The sequence below is a fragment of the Tunturiibacter empetritectus genome, from assembly GCF_013410875.1.
Classification (GTDB): domain Bacteria; phylum Acidobacteriota; class Terriglobia; order Terriglobales; family Acidobacteriaceae; genus Edaphobacter; species Edaphobacter empetritectus.
Genome location: NZ_JACCCU010000002.1, coordinates 212,834 through 227,634, shown reverse-complemented (window position 1 = coordinate 227,634; position 14,801 = coordinate 212,834). Strand labels below are relative to the sequence as shown.

Sequence of the window (14,801 nt, the reverse complement as noted above, 5' to 3'; positions counted from 1 at the left end):
AGTGTTGGGCATGATGGATTTGAAGAATAAGCGGGTGTTGGTGGTGGGGTTGGGGAAGTCCGGGCTGTCGGCGGCGATGTTTCTGCGTGCGCAGGGGGCGCGGGTTACGGTAAGCGACACGCGTAGTGCGGTTGCGCTGGCGCAAGAGATTCCTGCGTTGCTGGAAGCGGGGATTATGGTTGAGTCGGGTGGACATGGGCTTCTGACGTTTCGGCGGCAGGATCTGATTGTGGTCTCGCCGGGTGTGCCGATGGATACGCCGGAGGTGAAGCAGGTCGTCGCGTTTGGGTTGACGGTGATTGGAGAGTTGGAACTTGCGAGTCGCTATCTGCAAGGGCAGGTGGTGGCGATTACTGGATCGAATGGGAAGACGACGACGACGACGCTGGTGGGGAAGATCCTGAGTGATGCAGGGGTGCCGACGCAGGTGGGCGGGAATATCGGTCTGCCGGTGATTGATCTGGTGGCGAAGAGTACGCCTGAGACGGTGAATGTGTTGGAGGTTTCGAGCTTCCAACTGGAGACGGTGGAGGAGTTTCATCCGCGGATTGCCGTGATTCTGAATATTACGCCGGACCATTTGGATCGGCATGGCAGCTTCGAGAGGTATGTGGCGGCAAAGGAGAGGATCTTCGAGCGGCAGGGTGCTGGGGACGCGCTGGTGTTGAACGGAGATGATCGCGTGACGCAGATGTGTGCGGCGCGGGCGAAGAGCGAGGTGTTCTGGTTCAGTGGGACCAAGGCCGTGCGGAAGGGCGCGTTTGTGCGGGATGGCGTGATTGTATGGGTGGAGAAGGAGGGCGGGGTGACGGAGCCGGTGATGCCGGTCTCGGAAGTGCCTCTGAAGGGTGCGCACAACATCGAGAATGTGCTGGCTGCGGTGTGTGCGGCTCGTTTGGCGAAGGTTTCGGCGGAGAGTGTTCGGGCTTCTGTGGCGAGCTTTACGGCGGTGGAGCACCGGCTGGAGCTGGTGCGGAAGCTGAATGGGGTTGAGTTCTACAATGACTCTAAGGCGACGAATGTGGATGCGACGATGAAGGCTGTGGCTTCGTTCAGCAAGGGTGTTCACCTGATTCTTGGCGGGAAGGATAAGGATTCGGACTATGGGCTGATGGCCGAGTTGCTGAAGGAGAGGGTGAAGGTTGTTTATACGATTGGTTCAGCTGCAGAAAAGATTGAGCGGCAGCTGCACGGAGTCGTGAAGATGGTGGCAGCGGGAACGATGGAGACGGCGGTGGCTGAGGCGGCTAAGGCTGCTGTGACGGGCGATGTGGTGCTGCTGTCGCCTGCGTGTTCGAGCTTCGACCAGTTTGAGAACTATGAGCATCGCGGTCGCGTGTTTCGGCAGTTGGTGAATCAATTAATTTAGAAGTGGAAGTGATGCATGGCGAAGAGAGTTGGGGTGGACAAGTGGCTCTTCGGAGTGGTGCTGCTGCTGGTGCTGTTTGGGCTGGTGATGGTGTTCTCGGCGTCGGCGGTGATGGCGCAGTCGAGTCTAGGGTCTCCCTATCCTTATGTGATGAAGCAGGCGATCTGGGCGGTGCTGGGGCTGATTGCGCTGGTTGCGTTGATGCAGGTGGACTATCGGACCTATAACAATCCGAAGGTCGTGTTTCCTGCGGTTGCGGTGACGATGCTGATGCTGATAGGCGTGTTTGCGATGAAGGACTCGCATGCGACGCATCGCTGGGTTCGGTTTGGAAACCTGTTTACGTTTCAGCCTTCGGAGTTGGCGAAGCCTGTGCTGGTGCTGTTCCTTGCTTACTTTCTGCAGACTCGAATCCACCAGATGGACGACTGGAAGGGAACGATTCTGCGGGCGGTTGCGGTGCCGATGGCGTTTACGGCTTTGATCTTGAAGGAGCCGGACCTGGGGACGGGGCTGGTGTGCATGTCGGTGACGGCGTTGATGCTGTATCTGGCTGGGGCTAAGACGAAGTACTTTGCGGTGGGTGCGGCGTTTGCGGCTCCTGTTCTTTACTTCATGCTGTTTCATGTGGCGTTTCGACGGGCGCGGATGCTGGCATTTGTGAATCCTGAGGCCGATCCTCGCGGGACTGGGTTTCACATTCTTCAGTCGCTGATTGCGGTTGGGACGGGTGGGATCCGTGGGCTTGGGTTGATGGAGGGGCGGCAGAAGCTGTTCTACCTGCCTGAGGTTCAGACGGACTTTATCTTTGCGAACATCTGTGAGGAGCTGGGGTTGATTGGGGCACTGCTGGTGGTTGGGCTGTTTGTGGCGCTGGGGTATCGGGGGCTGCGGGCGGCGTTTCTGTCGACCGATCCGTTTGCGCGGTTTCTTGCGTTTGGGCTGACGACGGCTATTCTGATCCAGGCGTTCTTCAATATGAGCGTGGTGCTGGCGCTGCTGCCGACCAAGGGGATTCCGCTGCCGTTTATCTCCTCGGGGGGGACATCGATCTTTATTACGCTGGCCAGTATGGGCGTGCTGCTGAATATCACTCGCGAGATCGATTGAGGTGGAAGAGAGTCAAATCCTTTGTCCTGCCGGACGGGCCCACTCCGCGTGGGGCGGTCACTTCGTGACTTGTGTACCTTTTCTGGGTGGGAGGAGCGGCATTGGTCCTTCCTTCGGTCGGAATTTAGCTTGGAGTACAGCTCGGTGAGACAAGCTTTGCGAGTTTTGATTGCTGGCGGGGGCACCGGGGGGCATGTGATTCCGGCGCTGGCGATTGCGCGGGAGCTGCGCGATGCGCATGAGGCCGAGGTGCGGTTTGTGGGGACGGCGCGGGGGCTTGAGACTCGCCTGGTGCCGGAGGCTGGGTTTCCTCTGGAGCTGATTCGCGTAGGGCAGTTGAAGAATGTGAGTTTAGCGACGCGGGTACGGACGGTGGCTGATCTGCCGCTTGGCGTTGCTCGGTGCCTGGAACTGGCGCGGAGCTTCAAGCCGGATGTGGTGGTGGGGGTGGGCGGGTATGCTTCGGGGCCGGCGATGATGGCGGCGGTTCTGTTGCGGGTTCCTACGCTGGCGTTTGAGCCGAATGCGGTGCCGGGGCTGGCGAACCGGCTGGTAGGGCGACGCGTGAGTGCGGCGGCGGTGAACTTCGAGGAGACCCGGAGGTACTTTCGCGGTGCACGGGTAACTGGGATTCCGGTGCGGCAGGAGTTTTTTGAGATTGCTCCGATGCCGGATGCGAAGGAGGATCGCATCTCTTTCGTAGGTAGTGTTGCCCAGGATGGGCCGGCATCGGCTCGACGGTTGCTTGTGTTTGGCGGCAGCCAGGGGGCGCGGGTCTTCAATTCGGTGATGCCGAAGATTGCAAAGCGGCTGTTGGAGTATGTGCCGGGGCTGAGGATTCTGCACCAGACTGGGAAGGGGCAGGCGGAGTCGACCGGGGAGGCGTATGGGGCGAGCGGTGCGGATCCCTCTCGCTGGGAGGTAGCGGCGTATCTCGACGATATGCCGAGGAGGTTTGCGGATGCGGATCTGATTCTTTGCCGCAGTGGTGCGAGTACGGTTGCGGAGCTGGCAGCGGCGGGACGGCCGGCGGTGCTGGTGCCTTTTCCGGGAGCGGCGGACGACCACCAGATGAAGAATGCGGAGGCCTTTGCGCGGGTTGGGGCGGCGGAGCTGCGGGTGCAGGAAGCGGACGACCTGATGGGAGCGTTTCTGTTAAGCGACCTGTCTGGACTTTTGCTGGATGCAGGGAGACTGGCGGAGATGGGCCGGAGAGTTCGGGGACTGGCACACCCGGATGCGGTAACGGAGATTGGGCATATGGTGGCAGAGCTGGCGGGGTGTTGACGATTCTGTTTGAGCGTGGCCATTCGGTGTTTCCTTTCATGGGGTACCCCCCCCCCTATTATCGGCGCGTAACCCATTTATAATCATCTACTTGCGTGAAATGTGGCCTCGTAAAATATTCATTCTAAAAAGGTTACTTGCAGAATCGTCTTTCTAAAGGAGTTACGGGCTTTAATGGCGAAAGCCCCGATTTTGGCCGGGGCTTCTTTGATCTATGTATCAAGTATAGCGGTTGGAGCATAACTGATACGCCACGCGAATCTGCTGGATTGGCGCGGGTTTTGATGATTTGGGGGCTTGACACGGTTTTTGATGGGACTTAGCAGAGGGAAATGGTGAGCAATCTCAAGCGGTTGAATGTGGGTTGAAAGGGTTCTAGCGGTATGGGTGAGTGGTGGTGTGTCGGGATCCTTCGCTACGCTCAGGATGACGGCAGGAACGGGCAAAAGCAACAGCAGAGGCAACGGCAGCAGCAGAGGCAAATGCGCGGGCGTTTCTCCACTGCGCTGACTACGATGAGACTGTGGTTCGCTTCGGTCGAAATGGCGGTTTGTTGAGTGGTGATGAAAGCCAAGGAAAGGGCTGAGGATTTGATTCCTCAGCCCTTTAAATTTTCAGTTCTTTGGTTTGCTGGCTCGGGTTTTAGCGATGACCGCCGCCACCGCCGCCGTGTGATCCGCCGCCACCGCCTCCGCCGCCACCACCGCCATGGAAGCCACCTCCTCCACCGCCGCCGCTATAGCCGCCTCCGCCATGCGAACCGCCTCCGCCGTAGTTACCTCCACCGGAGTATGAGGCGTGGGGAGCGCTGGCGTAGTTAGCGTGACTCTGTGCAGCGGCTGGCTGCGAGTAGCCGCGAGAGGCTCCGCTGTAGGCGCTGTTGCCGGCATAGGTTCGGCCTGCGTTGTAGTTCGCGCTGCTACCGCTGTAAGCGCGGCTTGCGTTGTAGTTCGCACCGGCATTGCTGTAGGTGCGGCCTGCATTGGCGTCGGTGCCGTTGTAGGCGCGGGCGGTTCCGTTGTTGGCGGTTGCTCCACTATAGCCGGTGTGGATGCTGTGGTCGCCGAAGCCTGCCGGATTGCCGCGGCCGACGTTGGATTGGGCGAAGCTGTGGCCGTTGATGCTGGAGCCGCGAGCGCCGGAGAAGTTATTGCCGTGATAGGCGGTGTTGTTCACGTGAGTGAAGCTGGCTCCGCCAGGGCGGCCGGAGTAACCGTTATAGGAGTGATTGTAGAAGTTGCCGCCATGCCATCCGCGACCGATGTTGCAGTAGGCGCGGTTGTAGTAAAAGCGGCCGCCGCCCCAGTATCCGCCGTAGAAGCCTATGCCGAAGTAGCCGAAGCCGTAGTTGATGCCGCCGTAGTAGCCGACGTAGGGACCCCAGTAACCTGCGTTCCAGTAGTAGCCGTCGTTGAAACCCCAGTAGCCAGGGGTCCAGAGGGCTCCGGAGTAGGGAGCGAGTACCCATGCGCCCTGAACCCACTGATAGCCATCAGCGGTCCAGGCCCAGTAGCCGGGGGTCCATATATAGCCATCACCGGGGGCGGGGGGCTGCTCGTAGTCGGGGATTTGGGGTGGGGCCTGCTCGATGCCCTGGGGTTGTCCGGGCTGAGGTGCTCCATACTGCTGGGGCGCGCCCTGGTTGGGATCGCCGTACTGCTGTGGAGGTCCCTGGTTGGGGTCGCCATATTGCTGAGGGGGGGCGTACTGCTGCGACGCGGTGTTGTCCTGCTGCTGGGCCGCGAATTGGGGATCCTGCTGAGCCTGCTGGGCGGCGGGAGAGCCGTATTGATCGTTGGGGTTGTAGGGTTCGACTTGAGCTTGGGCCATAAGCGGCATGGCCAGCGTGAAGCCGGCTAGTGTTGCTACACCGAGTGAGTTTCTGAAGAGGCGGGTGAACGTCATAGCGCTACCTTCCTGCTCAGCCTTCGGTTATCCGGGGTTGCGTCGTGCGGCGGACTTCGCGGAGAGCAAGGACGAGTTCCAGCCCGGCTGGGAGTTCCCGGGTCAAGTGCTCAAATGATTAGACACGAATATATATCGTTTGTTGCGAAATATTGACAGAGCAGGGTTCCTTGGTGTGGCTGAAAAGGTTGTAGGGATTTGATCGATTTGTTGGGGGATTTGTGATTATTTAGGCGCGGCGGAGAGTGGAAATGACCGGTCCTACCGGACGGGCCCGCTGCGCGTGCTTCTGTCCTGCCGGACGGGCCCACTGCGCGTGGGGCGGTCACTTCGTGACTTGTGTACCTTTTCTGGGGTGGAAGGATCGATTGTGCCCTCCCGCTGGTCGGGATAGAGAGAGATTCTTTGCGCTGATAGAGTGAAGGATTAGCTCGTTGCGCGCAATTTTTTGAAAGTAGAGATTGGTCAGCATGTTTGTGCCTGGACATTTTTTGTTTGCCCCGTCGCAGAGGATTCACTTTATCGGGATCGGCGGGATTGGGATGAGCGGGATCGCGGAGATTCTGCTGACGATGGGGTACTCGGTCTCGGGGAGCGACCTGCGGCGGAGTGCGGTGACGGATCGGCTGCTGGGGATGGGGGCGCGAATCTTTGAGGGACACGTTGCAAGCAATGCTGCTGCCAGCGATGTTGTCGTGACGAGTTCGGCAGTGGCTAAGGACAATCCTGAGGTGCTGGATGCGCGGGAGCGGAAGATTCCGGTGATTCAGCGGGCGGAGATGCTGGCGGAGCTGATGCGGCTGAAGTATGGGATCGCCGTGGCGGGAATGCATGGGAAGACTACGACGACCTCGATGGTGGCGGCGGTGCTGGCAGGGGGCGGGCTGGATCCGACGGTGGTGGTGGGTGGAAGGGTGAATGCGCTGGGGTCGAATGCTCGGCTGGGCAACTCGCAGTACCTGGTGGCGGAGGCGGATGAGAGCGACCGGAGTTTTTTGAAGCTGTCGCCGGTGCTGGCGGTGGTGACGAATCTGGATCGCGAACATATGGATTGCTATCGCGATATGGAGGATGTTGAGGGAGCGTTTCTCGAGTTTATGGATAGGCTGCCGTTCTATGGAGCGACTACGGCGTGCGTGGATAATGCCCTGCTGCGAACGGTGCTGCCGCGTGTGAGGCGGAAGGTTTATACCTATGGCGAAAGTGTGGATGCGGACTTTCGCGTGGAGGTGTTGCCGAAGGATGCGGAGTGTCACTCGTGTTTCGCTGTGAACTACAAGGGGCTTGTGTTGGGGAAGTTTCGGCTGCATGTTCCGGGGCGGCATAATGTGTTGAATGCTGCGGCTGCGGTGGCGGTGGGGGTGCAGCTGGGGGTGGCTCCGGACCAGATTGCGGCGGGGCTGGAGACGTTTCGTGGGGTGGATCGGCGGTTTCAGATCAAGGGTGAGGTGCGGGGCGTGACTGTGGTGGATGACTATGGACATCATCCGACGGAGATTTTGGCTACGCTGCGGGCGGCGCGGGAGTGTGGGTACTCGCGGTTGCATGTTTTGTTTCAGCCGCATCGGTTTACGCGGACGCTGGATTTGATGGCGGAGTTTGCGGGGGCTTTCAGGGACGCGGATACGGTTGAGGTGTTGGATATCTATGCGGCGAGTGAGGCTCCAATTGCGGGGGTTGATGCGCAGACGCTGGTGAAGGCGATTCGGGCTGCGGGTGGAGCTGGGGTGGAGTATGCGGCTTCGGTGGATGAGGGCGTCGCGGCGCTGGTGCGGGAGGCAAAGGTAGGGGATGTGATTTTGACGCTGGGGGCGGGGAGTGTATCGCAGGCGGGGGCTGCGTTGCTGGAGGCTTTATCTTGAAGTGGGACGAATGGGTGAGTTCCTGAAAGGGTACATGCTGAAGATGGGTGGGAATGGCAGGCGCGGTGCGAGTTATGCTCAGGATGGCGATTCTCGCGGCCTTGCTCAGGCGTGCGACAAAGCGATGCTTTTTCGAGGGGTGGAACAACGGTGCTAGAGGCGCCTGAAAAGAATTACGTCTCGGAGTCTCGAGGCGCGCGGGGGCCGCGGCGGGTGTCGGCTTCGCCGGAGCGGCGGCTGCGTCGCGATCTCAGCGAGGACTTTGCGGACGATCCGCATTGGGACGATGACGCTCCGGTGGGACGACGCAAGGCGGGGGTACGGGTGCGGTTTCGCGGAGTGCCTGCGACCAAGTGGGGAAGGATCGCTGCGGGATGTGGGGTGTTGGTTCTGCTTGGGGTCTGCGCCGGGCTGTTTGCGATAGCGAGGAGTTTTTTGTTGCACGATGAGCGGTTTGTGATTCCTTCGTCATCGTCGATTGAGTTTCAGGGGAATGCGCATGTGACGCGGGCGCAGCTGTTGAGCATCTTTGGCGAGGATGTGGAGCGGAATATCTTTACGGTGTCGCTGACGCAGAGGCGCGCGGAGCTGGAGCGGCTGCCGTGGGTGGCGCATGCGACGGTGATGCGGCTGCTGCCGAACCGGATGAGGGTGTCGATTGTGGAGAGGACGCCGGTGGCGTTTGTGCGGCAGGGAAATCATATTGGATTGGTAGATGGGAACGGCGTGCTGCTGGATATGCCGGTGGGGGCCAAGCCGGATGGGAAGTATTCGTTTCCGGTGGTGACGGGGATCTCGGCGGATGATCCGCTGTCGACGCGTGCGGCACGGATGAAGATCTATGAGCGATTTACGTCGGAGCTGGACGGGGCGGCGGGGACGGGCGGGGAGAAGATTTCGCAGGGGCTGAGCGAGGTGGACCTGTCGAATCCTGAGGATGTGAAGGCGTTGATTCCGGATAAGTCGAGTGAGGTGCTGGTTCACTTTGGCGATGCGGATTTTCTGGACCGCTACAGGAGATTTGAAGAGCATCTGCCGGAGTGGCGGACGGTTTATCCGAAGCTCTCGTCGGTGGATATGCGGTATGAGCGGCAGGTGGTGCTGGAGATGCAGCCGGGAGCGGGTGGACCGGTGGCTTCGTCGCCGAACGGCGCGGCGGTGATGGCGGCTGATACGAAGACGCCTGCTGGAGCGGCTCAGCATACAAGTATCGATGAGGCCAAGCCTGCGGCGAAGCCTGTTGTGAAGACTCCCGCAAAGGCTGCGCCAGCGGCACACGTTGCGGGAGTGAAGTACGCGGCTGTGAAGGGAAAACCTTCTGCTAAGGCGACAGCAAATGGTGCAGCGAAGAGTCATTCGCCGGTGAAGGCGAAGAAGGTCGATCCAAAGGCGAAACATGTTGTCGTTGCGAAGCCCCACTCAGTGGTTGCGAAGCCGTCGGCTGGTTCGACGCAGTATCATCCTGCACAGGCGGTACAACCATGAATCAGAAGCAGGACAATCTGATCACCGTGCTCGACGCGGGAAGCACGAAGAGTTGTGTGCTGGTGGCCGAGTTGCAGGACGGCGTGCTGCGGTATCGCGGGCATGGCGTGGAGCCGTCGCGAGGAATGCGCAAGGGTTTGATTGCGGAGCTGGGACCAGCGGCGGAGGCGATCAATCGGGCGGCGCTGACGGCGGAGCGTGTGGCGAAGGCTGGGATTGAGACGGCGATTGTGGGCATCGGCGGGACGCATGTGCGGGGGGTGAACTCGCGCGGCGGCATCAGCATGGGCAGCAGAATGCGGGAGATTACGCGGGAGGAGGTGCGTGCTGCGGTGGATCGCGCGCGTTCGGTGGCTCTGCCTCCGGATCGCGAGGTGCTTCACCTGTTGCCGCAGGAGTTCATCCTGGATGATCAGCCGGGGATTCATGATCCGGTGGGGATGGTGGGGAACAGGCTTGAGGTGAATCTGCATCTGTCGACGTGCTCGGGTGGTGTGGCGCAGAGCGTGATTACGTGCGCGAACCGTGCGGGGCTCGAGGTGATGGATACGGTGTATGAGGGGATCGCTGCAGCTGAGGCGGTGTTGAGCGCCGATGAGCGGGAGCTAGGCGTCTGCATGGCTGATATCGGGTCGAGCACGACGGAGCTTGCGGTTTTTTTTGAGGGCTCGATTGCGCATACGGCGGTGCTGCCGATTGGTGGAGATCACTTTACAAATGATCTGGCGGTTGGGCTGCACGTGACGGTTGAGGAAGCAGAGTATCTGAAGAAGATGTATGGGCACTGCGTGGTGACGGCGGTGCCGCAGTTGAATGAGATCGAGGTTGGCGGCAACCTTGCGATCGGTGCCCTGGGTGGGGGCGGGCAGTCGGCGCGGATGGTGCGGCAGAGATTTCTGGCGGAGATTCTAGAGCCGCGTGCGCGCGAGTTGTTTACGATGCTGCGGGATAATCTGCGGCAGGGTGGAGTGCTGGAGGCACTTGGCGCGGGCTGTGTGGTGACTGGCGGCGGCGCGAACATGGCCGGGCTGTTGGATAATGCGGAGAGTTTGTTGCGGGTGCCGGCGCGGATCGGATACCCGGTGCCGCTCTCGCGGATGCCTGCTGAGCTGGCGGTGCCGGAGTTTTCGGCGGCGATTGGGATGCTGTTGTATACGCACAGGACGCAGGTTCGGCGTGCGAGCGAAGAGCAGGGGCTGAAGGCGAAGTTGAAGGCGATCTTTGCGGGTAGCTTCTAGATCTGCTTTTTCTGTTGAAAGCACTAAGACTCTTTGCATGTCGCTCCTTCAACCTAATTGGATTCCAAGTCGCGCCCTGCAAATAAGTGCACCTCCTTATCGAAATCACTTCCCAATATTTTGTTCTGATGCGAATCAGGTTGGTCGCTAAGATAGAGTCGGCCGCGTTAGATCGCGAGTTCTCGGGCATGTTTTTACAAATGATTGGCGGCGAACATGACGCTCGATACGGTTCAGGTTGGCAGTGACGGGCTTGAGGTGAGAAGGAGTAACGCCATCCTGAAGTGGCGGTATTTATCGCTTCACTTTTTTGTGGGCGCTACTGTGATGTTGGCCGGGGCGGTCGAAGGTAGATATGGGAGGTTGGAGTTGTCCGGGGACGATATCTCCTACCTCGATGTTGCCAATATGATTCGAGCCGGTGATTGGAGGGCGGCGCTCAATCCGCTGTGGAGCATTGGATATCCCCTGCTGCTGTCGGTTGTGAGGCGCCTATTTTCTTCCACTCTACATGGAGAGATGACGGCGATCTTCTGGCTGAACCTGACGATATATTTCGTCACGTGGATTGGGTTTCTGTGGCTTCTCAGTTTGATGTCGCGTGCTGTGCAGGGAGAGCTTTCGAGCGACGGGGATGCCCGGATGTCGCCCTTTCTGCTGATCAGTGCGGCTTGCGTGTTTGTTACGGTGCAGACGGGAGTGGGGCGGGTCTCTACGATCGGTCCGGATCTGCTGGTGGCGTGCCTCTTTTTTTTCACGTCAGGATTTGCGTTGAAGGTGTACTCCCGTCCGACGGTGGGCAACACCGCGTTGTGGGGAGTCGTGCTGGGTTTGGGGTTTCTGAGTAAGGCGATCTTCCTGACTCTTTCGGGAATATTCTTTCTGGTCGCGATTGTTTTTATGGGCTGGCATCGTAGCGTTGCTCCGCTTCTTCGCACGGTGGTGGTGCTTCTGCTCTTTGTCGTTCCTTATGGGGTGGGACTATCGTGGGCGCTTGGACGGCCGACGCTGGGTGAGGCGGGAGCGTTGAACTACGCATTTCACGTGAATCATTTGAAGCATTGGATGGGTTGGCAGGGAGGTCCGAAGGAGTTCGGATCGCCGATTCATCCGGTCGAGATGCTGAGTGCTCATCCTCCGGTGTTTGCCTTTGGAGAGCCCTTTCACGTGACGTACCCGCCACAGTTCAACATCGTTTATTGGTATGAAGGGTATCGTCAGTTTTTTGATTTCAAAAACTCAACTCGAGCGTTGGTTGAAAACGCGCGCGCCTTGAAGTATGTGTTTCAAGAGATTATTCCAGTCGCTCTTGTCGTTGCTCTCTCCTTCTGTGTTGCCTTCTGGCCTCGGGCGGGTGAGCGTGCTGGAGCAAGGCGGTCTTTGAACCCGTGGCGCTTGTATCTCCCTTCGCTGCTGGGGATCTTCGCTTTCCTGTTGGTTCATATTGAAGGACGGTATGTGGCGGGATTTCTCTGTGTGCTGGGGATGGCGCCGTTTCTTCGGTTAGACGGTTGGCGTGGCGGGCTTGGGTCTGGAGTGCGCGCGACTGCGCTCGTCCTGTTGTTGGTAGCTACCTTGTTCAATTCGGCGGAGCGGCTGCGAGGCGCTGTTCGATTGGCTGCTGCCGGTACAGATATGCAGAGCGGGGGCCAGTGGGCTGTCGCTGAGTACCTACGAGGACTGGGTTTGAAAGCGGGAGATAGAGTGGCCTCGGTCTCACCAGGAAACGACATACGTTGTACGTGGGCTTACGCCGCTCGATTGCATATTGTGGCGGCGATTGGGAACGATGCGTATGACCCACAGAATCAGGTGCAGGATGTGCATCTGTTCTTCGATACTCCCTCGATCCAGGCAGAGGTGCTGGAGGTGTTCCGGCGGCAGGGTGCTGTGGCGGTGGTGGCGACGGAGATTCCGTTTGATGTTTCGTCGCCGGGGTGGCAGCGGGTTCCTGGAAGCAGGGCATGGGTACTTCTGTTGGAACCGTCGGCTTCCGCCAGTCGATAGTGGAAAGCTTTTGTTCTAAGCGATTTTTTAGTTATTGTTGACAAATTTTGTTTACAGATTTTGTATTTAACGTTATGGTTATTTAACTTAGTTGTTAATCACGATATGACAGATCAGATCAGCTCGACGTTTGCTGCATTGGCCGATCCGACCCGGCGGGCGATTCTTGCGCGGCTGGCGTTGGGAGAGACCTCGGTGACGGAGATTGCTGCTCCGTTCGAGATGAGCATGCCGGCGATCTCACGGCACCTGAAGGTGCTGGAGAAGGCTGGGTTGATCTCGCGGGGACGAGAGGCGCAGTGGCGGCCCTGCAAGCTGAAGGCGGAGCCTTTGAAGCAGGCGTCGGACTGGCTGGAGGAGTACCGCAACTTCTGGGAGCAGAGTTTCGATCGATTGGACGAGTATCTGAAGACCTTACAGAAAAAGGAGAAGCGAGATGCCGGAAACAAGAATGGAAGTGGTCGAAAACGCCGTTGAAATGGAAGATGCTGCAGGGCGGGAGATTGTGTTGTCGCGTGTGTTCGACGCGCCGCGCGAGATGGTGTGGGAGGCCTGGACAGATCCGAAGCAGGTTGCGCTGTGGTGGGGGCCGAAGGGCTTTACGACCACGATCGAAGAGATGGATGTGCGGCCGGGCGGCGTGTGGAAGCAGGTGATGCATGGTCCGGACGGAACCGATTATTCGAACAAGAGCGTGTTCCTCGATGTAGTGCCCTATGAGCGGCTGATGTATACGGTGCGTGGCGGCAGAGCGGGCGGACCAGAGGTGCAGATTGAAAAAGCGGTGATCTTTGAAAACGACGAGGGAGGAACACGGGTGACGATGCGTCTAACCTTTACCTCGGCTGAGGCTCGGGAACAGAATGTGCGTGACTACGGTTCGATTGAGGGCATTAAGCAGACCTTCGAGAAGCTGGCGGAGTATTTGGCGGGCCGTCTTTTCTGAACGATGGTGACGGCGTAAACACAGGGGTATGAGAGCACAGGGCCTGGAAGAGGTCGGGCCTCGAAGATACAGGGAGGAGTTTCGAATGAGCACAGCGACGGTATCGCCAACGGTGAGAACACGGCAAGAGCTGGAGATTACGAGGGTCTTCGATGCACCCCGCGAACTGGTGTGGAAGGCGTGGACCAATCCCGATGAGATGAGACAGTGGTTCGGGCCGCGCGACTTTGTGGCTCGTAACCTGACGGCGGTGGCGCGGCCGGGCGGGAGATGGCGTAACTGCTTGCATAGCGACGGCTTCGACACGGGAGACGGGGAGAAACGCAGGCTCGACCTATGGCAGGGCGGTGAGTATCTGGAGGTGGTTGAGCCGGTACGGCTGGTCTTTACCTTTCAGTGGGACGAGGGCAGTGGACTTCCGGAGCACGAGACTGTGATTACGATCACGTTTGAGGAAAATAAGGGGAAGACGACGATGAACTTCCACCAGACTTTCTTCGTAACTGAAGAAGATCGCGATGGGCATATGAAGGGCTGGAACAGCAGCTTCGAGAAGCTCGATGATCTTTTGCGCGAGGTGAGAGATGGCCGTTGAAGGAGGAGTGATGGAAGCGGGGCTGCTTGAGGTCTGTCTAACGCGAAGAGTGGCGGCTCCGCCGGCGATGGTGTTTGCGGCGTGGATCGATCGGGAACAGCTGGCGAAGTGGTGGGGGCCGAAGTGCTTCACCAACCGGGTGTACCAGGTGGATGCACGGGTCGGCGGCGCGATTTTGATCGATATGCAATCGCCGGAGGGCGTGGTGTATCCGATGACGGGGCGGTTTGTGACGATCGATCGGCCACACAGGCTGGTGTTTGTGACAGCAGCGATCGATGAGCATGGCAAGCCGATGTTCGAGGTAATGAACACGGTGACCTTTACAGAAGCGCGGGGCGGAACGGAGATCTCGCTGGTGGCGCGCGTGATCAAGACGACGTCTGCTGCTGCGCCGAAGCACCTTGAGGGGATGTCGCAGGGGTGGTGCCAGAGCCTGGATCGGCTGTCGGAGCTGGTGGCTCTGGTCTAGCGTGGCTTGGCTTTAGCTGTTTGGTGCGTTACGAGCTTCAGATTTCTCCTGAGATGCGCGTGTTGTCGGGTGCACACGAGGGGAGTCTGAGGCTCTGCTTCTTGGTGTGGTTCATGCTGCCAGTGCGGCGTCGAGATCCGGGTCGATGGGAAGGATGGCGTCGGTGCAGGTCAACTTGAGGACTTCAAGGACGCGGCCGGTGGGGGCGACGAGACGGAGTTCGCCACTGTGGGTCTTCATTTTGCCGTAGAGGATCATGAGGAGCCCGAGGCCGGCGCTGTCGAGGAATTCGACTCCGGAGAGCTCGAGGACGAGCTTACGAACTCCATTGCCGGCGACTTCGGTGATCCTAGATTCGACTTCGCGCAGGCGCATGCCGAGGGTCATGCGTCCGGTGAGACGGAAGATGGCGGTGGTTGCATCGGCGCGGTCCAACTCGGCTTCGAGGATCATGAGGTGGTGTCTCCTAAGTGTTTGCAAGCATACCGCAGGTTGGATTGCAGGCTTTTGCGTAGCGGGATTTCG

At 59.2% G+C, this 14,801-nt stretch carries 13 protein-coding genes; 11 read left to right on the top strand and 2 right to left on the bottom strand.

Annotated elements, in window-relative coordinates; all coding sequences use genetic code 11:
* Positions 1-13 precede the first annotated feature (13 nt).
* The 3 genes from murD to murG all read left to right on the top strand — a co-directional run bounded on the left by murD (position 14) and on the right by murG (position 3,766).
* On the top strand, positions 14-1,369 hold the full coding sequence (murD, locus tag HDF08_RS13095; protein WP_179639927.1) for a UDP-N-acetylmuramoyl-L-alanine--D-glutamate ligase: 1,356 nt from the start codon (positions 14-16) through the stop codon (positions 1,367-1,369).
* Between the two features lie 15 nt (positions 1,370-1,384).
* Complete coding sequence (gene ftsW / locus HDF08_RS13090; protein ID WP_179639125.1) at positions 1,385-2,479, top strand: putative lipid II flippase FtsW; 1,095 nt, start codon at positions 1,385-1,387, stop codon at positions 2,477-2,479.
* A gap of 144 nt (positions 2,480-2,623) precedes the next feature.
* Entirely contained in the window at positions 2,624-3,766 is a 1,143-nt protein-coding gene (gene murG, locus HDF08_RS13085; protein ID WP_353069362.1) for an undecaprenyldiphospho-muramoylpentapeptide beta-N-acetylglucosaminyltransferase, read from the top strand.
* Between the two features lie 642 nt (positions 3,767-4,408).
* Here the strand turns inward: murG and HDF08_RS21975 are convergent.
* Positions 4,409-5,671, bottom strand: coding sequence for a YXWGXW repeat-containing protein (locus HDF08_RS21975; protein ID WP_306459703.1), 1,263 nt, complete (start codon positions 5,669-5,671; stop codon positions 4,409-4,411).
* Positions 5,672-6,141: 470 nt separating this feature from the next.
* Between HDF08_RS21975 and murC the strand changes: the two genes are divergently transcribed.
* The 8 genes from murC to HDF08_RS13035 all read left to right on the top strand — a co-directional run bounded on the left by murC (position 6,142) and on the right by HDF08_RS13035 (position 14,276).
* A complete protein-coding gene (gene murC / locus HDF08_RS13070) occupies positions 6,142-7,533 on the top strand; it encodes a UDP-N-acetylmuramate--L-alanine ligase (RefSeq protein ID WP_179639124.1) in 1,392 nt (463 codons plus the stop codon).
* A gap of 150 nt (positions 7,534-7,683) precedes the next feature.
* The gene (locus HDF08_RS13065) at positions 7,684-9,018 is read left to right on the top strand and encodes a cell division protein FtsQ/DivIB (protein WP_373563186.1); all 1,335 of its coding nucleotides are present in this window, start codon (positions 7,684-7,686) and stop codon (positions 9,016-9,018) included.
* On the top strand, positions 9,015-10,256 hold the full coding sequence (ftsA, locus tag HDF08_RS13060; RefSeq protein ID WP_179639123.1) for a cell division protein FtsA: 1,242 nt from the start codon (positions 9,015-9,017) through the stop codon (positions 10,254-10,256). The genes HDF08_RS13065 and ftsA overlap by 4 nt, the downstream gene beginning before the upstream one ends.
* Before the next feature lie 216 nt (positions 10,257-10,472).
* Positions 10,473-12,263 carry a G protein-coupled receptor family protein gene (locus tag HDF08_RS13055; protein WP_179639122.1) on the top strand — a complete coding sequence of 597 codons (1,791 nt, stop codon included), beginning with the start codon at positions 10,473-10,475 and terminating at the stop codon, positions 12,261-12,263.
* A 105-nt stretch (positions 12,264-12,368) separates the two neighbouring features.
* Positions 12,369-12,740, top strand: coding sequence for an ArsR/SmtB family transcription factor (locus tag HDF08_RS13050; RefSeq protein ID WP_179639121.1), 372 nt, complete (start codon positions 12,369-12,371; stop codon positions 12,738-12,740).
* Entirely contained in the window at positions 12,700-13,209 is a 510-nt protein-coding gene (locus tag HDF08_RS13045; RefSeq protein ID WP_257031115.1) for an SRPBCC family protein, read from the top strand. Before HDF08_RS13050 ends, HDF08_RS13045 begins: the two co-directional genes overlap by 41 nt.
* A gap of 85 nt (positions 13,210-13,294) precedes the next feature.
* Positions 13,295-13,804: an SRPBCC domain-containing protein gene (locus HDF08_RS13040; protein ID WP_179639120.1), complete on the top strand. Its 510-nt coding sequence runs from the start codon at positions 13,295-13,297 to the stop codon at positions 13,802-13,804.
* Entirely contained in the window at positions 13,794-14,276 is a 483-nt protein-coding gene (locus HDF08_RS13035; protein WP_179639119.1) for an SRPBCC family protein, read from the top strand. Before HDF08_RS13040 ends, HDF08_RS13035 begins: the two co-directional genes overlap by 11 nt.
* A gap of 111 nt (positions 14,277-14,387) precedes the next feature.
* On the opposite strand, the gene HDF08_RS13030 is transcribed toward HDF08_RS13035, so the two are convergent.
* Positions 14,388-14,729 carry an STAS domain-containing protein gene (locus tag HDF08_RS13030; protein WP_179639118.1) on the bottom strand — a complete coding sequence of 114 codons (342 nt, stop codon included), beginning with the start codon at positions 14,727-14,729 and terminating at the stop codon, positions 14,388-14,390.
* Positions 14,730-14,801: the final 72 nt, after the last annotated feature.

Coding starts and splice junctions, on each gene's coding strand:
- ftsW (WP_179639125.1), top strand. CDS start 1,385: ATGGCGAAGAGAGTTGGGGTGGACAAGTGGCTCTTCGGAGTGGTGCTG.
- HDF08_RS13035 (WP_179639119.1), top strand. CDS start 13,794: ATGGCCGTTGAAGGAGGAGTGATGGAAGCGGGGCTGCTTGAGGTCTGT.
- murD (WP_179639927.1), top strand. CDS start 14: ATGGATTTGAAGAATAAGCGGGTGTTGGTGGTGGGGTTGGGGAAGTCC.
- HDF08_RS13045 (WP_257031115.1), top strand. CDS start 12,700: ATGCCGGAAACAAGAATGGAAGTGGTCGAAAACGCCGTTGAAATGGAA.
- ftsA (WP_179639123.1), top strand. CDS start 9,015: ATGAATCAGAAGCAGGACAATCTGATCACCGTGCTCGACGCGGGAAGC.
- HDF08_RS13040 (WP_179639120.1), top strand. CDS start 13,295: ATGAGCACAGCGACGGTATCGCCAACGGTGAGAACACGGCAAGAGCTG.
- HDF08_RS13055 (WP_179639122.1), top strand. CDS start 10,473: ATGACGCTCGATACGGTTCAGGTTGGCAGTGACGGGCTTGAGGTGAGA.
- HDF08_RS21975 (WP_306459703.1), bottom strand. CDS start 5,671: ATGACGTTCACCCGCCTCTTCAGAAACTCACTCGGTGTAGCAACACTA.
- murC (WP_179639124.1), top strand. CDS start 6,142: ATGTTTGTGCCTGGACATTTTTTGTTTGCCCCGTCGCAGAGGATTCAC.
- HDF08_RS13050 (WP_179639121.1), top strand. CDS start 12,369: ATGACAGATCAGATCAGCTCGACGTTTGCTGCATTGGCCGATCCGACC.
- HDF08_RS13030 (WP_179639118.1), bottom strand. CDS start 14,729: ATGATCCTCGAAGCCGAGTTGGACCGCGCCGATGCAACCACCGCCATC.